Source organism: Lysobacter zhanggongensis, from assembly GCF_046638635.1.
Taxonomy (GTDB): Bacteria; Pseudomonadota; Gammaproteobacteria; order Xanthomonadales; family Xanthomonadaceae; genus Novilysobacter; species Novilysobacter luteus.
This window is the reverse complement of record NZ_JBJXHK010000142.1, coordinates 1-3,064: the sequence shown is the minus strand read 5'-3', so window position 1 is coordinate 3,064 and position 3,064 is coordinate 1. Positions and strand designations below refer to the sequence as shown.

Annotated in this window: 5 protein-coding genes; 2 read left to right on the top strand and 3 right to left on the bottom strand. The window is 68.9% G+C overall.

What is annotated here, in order from left to right; translation table 11 throughout:
- Nucleotides 1-891, top strand: an 891-nt coding sequence (locus tag ACKVMH_RS13175; RefSeq protein ID WP_412700627.1) for a 3'-5' exonuclease, incomplete at its 5' end; no start/stop codon positions are given.
- A 24-nt stretch (nucleotides 892-915) separates the two neighbouring features.
- Here ACKVMH_RS13175 and chaB read toward each other — a convergent pair.
- The 3 genes from chaB to ACKVMH_RS13160 form a co-directional block, all read right to left on the bottom strand.
- On the bottom strand, nucleotides 916-1,143 hold the full coding sequence (gene chaB, locus ACKVMH_RS13170) for a putative cation transport regulator ChaB (protein WP_412700626.1): 228 nt from the start codon (nucleotides 1,141-1,143) through the stop codon (nucleotides 916-918).
- A 125-nt stretch (nucleotides 1,144-1,268) separates the two neighbouring features.
- On the bottom strand, nucleotides 1,269-1,664 hold the full coding sequence (locus ACKVMH_RS13165; RefSeq protein WP_412700625.1) for a cupin domain-containing protein: 396 nt from the start codon (nucleotides 1,662-1,664) through the stop codon (nucleotides 1,269-1,271).
- Nucleotides 1,665-1,677: 13 nt separating this feature from the next.
- Entirely contained in the window at nucleotides 1,678-1,965 is a 288-nt protein-coding gene (locus ACKVMH_RS13160; RefSeq protein ID WP_215219260.1) for a DUF2782 domain-containing protein, read from the bottom strand.
- Nucleotides 1,966-2,113: 148 nt separating this feature from the next.
- Between ACKVMH_RS13160 and ACKVMH_RS13155 the strand changes: the two genes are divergently transcribed.
- Nucleotides 2,114-3,064: 5'-3' exonuclease (locus ACKVMH_RS13155; protein WP_412700624.1), on the top strand; the 951-nt coding region annotated here is incomplete at its 3' end.

Here is a 3,064-nt window from a genome sequence, read left to right as displayed (position 1 = left end):
GCCCGCGCGGACGGCGCGCCGCTGATGGTCGCCGCCCGCTGGCTGGCCTCCGAGCCGGTCCTGGCGGCGCGCGCGCGCAATGCGCTGGCCGGTTTCATCGCCTTGATCGATGGCCTGGAGGCCGACGTCGCCGAGATGCCGCTGCCGGAAAAGATCGACCACGTGCTGGCGCGGTCGGGGCTGCGCGAGCATTACGCGCGCGAGTCCAAGGGACAGCTCGACTCGCGTACCGAGAACCTGGACGAACTGGTGTCGGTCGCGTCGCGCTTCACCCGCAATGACGAGGAGGACGCGGCAGCAATGCCTGAGCTGGTCGCGTTCCTGAGCTACGCCTCGCTCGAGGCCGGCGAGGGCCAGGCCCAGGCGGGTGAGGACGGCGTGCAGCTGATGACGCTGCACAGCGCAAAAGGTCTCGAATTCCCGCTGGTGTTCCTGGCCGGGCTGGAGGAAGGCCTGTTCCCGAACGCCAAGTCGATCGAGGAATCGGGCCGGCTCGAGGAGGAGCGTCGCCTGGCGTATGTGGGCATCACCCGCGCCCGCGAGAAGCTGGTACTCAGCTACGCCGAGGCGCGCCGCATCCACGGGCAGGAGATGTACGGCATTCCCTCACGCTTCCTGCGCGAGATCCCGCCGGCACTGCTGCACGAAGTGCGGCCGAAAGTGCAGGTGTCGCGGCCGATGGGCGGTGCCGCGCCGCGTCGCAACTTCGGACACGCAGCGATCGAAGCACCGGCGCTGCCACTGGGGGCCAATGTGCGCCACGCGACGTTCGGGACCGGCGTGGTCACCGACTTCGAAGGCAGCGGCGCGCATGCGCGGGTGCAGGTCAACTTCGACGAGGCCGGCAGCAAGTGGCTGGTACTCGCCTACGCCAACCTGCAGCCGGGGTAACGCGGTGCGGGAAGCAAGCGACGCCTACTTGGCGTGCCACTTGTCGTCATCACCCTTCTCGTACTTCTGCTTGACGGCGTTCCACGCGACCTTGTGCGCGGTCTCTTCGCGAGAGGCGTCGCCGCGGCGGTCGTCGGAATCGCTGTACTCGTCCCAGGCGCTGTTGAACGCCTCCTTGTAGATCTCCTGCGCGTGCTTGGGCACGTTGTCGCGGACGGAGTCGGGGAGGTCGGAGATCCGGTCGTACGGCATCGCTGTCTCCATGACGGTGGGACCCCCGACTATCCGCGCGCGGTGTAAAGCCGACGCGAAGCGGGCGTGTCCGCAACGACAGACGGCCGGCGCAGGGCCGGCCGTCTGCGCGAGTCCCGGGCCGGCTACTCGGTAGTGCGGCCGTCGAAATGCTCGTCGTCGGACTCGGCGTCGGGCCGGGTCGGGTGAACCACGTCCAGGCGGTGCTCGGGCGGCGCGTACAGCGTGTACAGCTTGAGCGGCGTGTCCCCGGTGTTGATGACGTTGTGGCGGGCGCCCGCCGGAACGATGATCGCGAAGTCGTCGGCGATCGCGGAGGTGGTGCCGTCGATGACCACCTCGCCGCGCCCTTCCTCGACCCGCAGGAACTGGTCGTGGGTGTCGTGGACCTCGGCGCCGATTTCCCCGCCGGGCGGGATCGCCATCAGGACCAGTTGCATGTGCTTGCCGGTGTACAGCACGCGGCGGAAGTCGCTGTTTCCGGTGGTGAGTTTCTCGATGTCGTCTACAAAGCCTTTCACGGGAAGCCCTCGGTCAGTTCCAGTCGAACAGCTTCCACCATACCGGTGACACCGGGCCTTCGTCGTCGGGGCGCCCGTCGCCGTCCTGGTCCATCAGGTAGTACACCGGCCCGCGCGACGGCGTGACCTTGACCACCTTGAGCTGGCCATTGACGCGGTACTGCTCGATCACGTCGCCGTTCTCGGCAACGGTGCGGGTGACGTCGGGGTCCTGCAGCCCTGCGGTGGGGTCCGCGGGCGTGGTGGCGCAGGCGGCGAGCGCGAGGGTCAGGGCGAGCGGTGCGAGCAGTGCGGTGCGCATAGCGGGGGCCTCGTCTGGTGTGGTGGGCGACGGAGCGGGACGTCCGCGGGAGGGCCGGGTGGGGCTGGCGCATCCAGCATAACCCCCGGGCCGCGAAGGGCAGCCGGGCCGCCAGCGGCCCCCGGCGGCCGCCCGTAGAATCCGGGTCATGAAACGACTAGTCCTGATCGACGGCTCCAGCTACCTCTATCGCGCCTTCCACGCGCTGCCTCCCCTGACCAACGACGCAGGCGAGCCGACCGGTGCGCTGTTCGGCGTGGTCAACATGCTGCGCGCGCACCTGAAGGAGCAGCCGGACTACATCGCCTACGTGGTCGACGCACCGGGCAAGACGTTCCGCGACGACCTCGACCCGCAGTACAAGGCCAACCGCCCGCCGATGCCCGACGAGCTGCGTGCGCAGGTGCAGCCGATGTGCGACATCGTCCAGGCGCTGGGGATCGACATCATCCGCGTGCCCGACGTCGAGGCCGACGATGTCATCGGCACGCTGGCGGTGCAGGCCGCCAATGCCGGTGTCGATGTGACGGTGTCCACCAGCGACAAGGACTTCGCCCAGCTCGTGCGGCCCTGCGTGAGTGTCGACGGCGACGAGTGCGCCGGCATCGTGATGGTCAATACGATGAGCGGCAGCCGGCTCGACAGCGATCAGGCGGTGATCGACAAGTTCGGGGTGCGCGCCGACCAGATCATCGACTATCTCGCGCTGATGGGCGACAAGATCGACAACATCCCCGGTGTCGAGAAGTGCGGTCCGAAAACCGCCGCCAAGTGGCTGGCCGAGTACGGCACGCTCGACGGGGTCATCGCCAACGCCGACGCGATCAAGGGCAAGATCGGCGACAACCTGCGGGCGGTGCTCGACCGGCTGCCGCTCAACCGCACGCTCACTACCATCCGCACGGACCTTGAGCTGGAGCGCAATCACGACGAGCTGCCCCTGCGCGAACGCGACGCCGACGCGCTGCGCGTGCTGTACGCGCGCTACGGCTTCAAGCAGGCGCTGCGAGAGCTCGACGCCGGCAATGGCACCGTGGCGGGCGATGCCGCCGCCGACCGCGCTGGCGTGCGCAACACCGCCGCCGGCTATGCCCGCGCC

What these genes read in the sequence shown, in the direction of transcription:
- chaB (WP_412700626.1), bottom strand. Translation starts at nt 1,143, where the DNA reads ATGCCGTACGACCGGATCTCCGACCTCCCCGACTCCGTCCGCGACAAC.
- ACKVMH_RS13160 (WP_215219260.1), bottom strand. Translation starts at nt 1,965, where the DNA reads ATGCGCACCGCACTGCTCGCACCGCTCGCCCTGACCCTCGCGCTCGCC.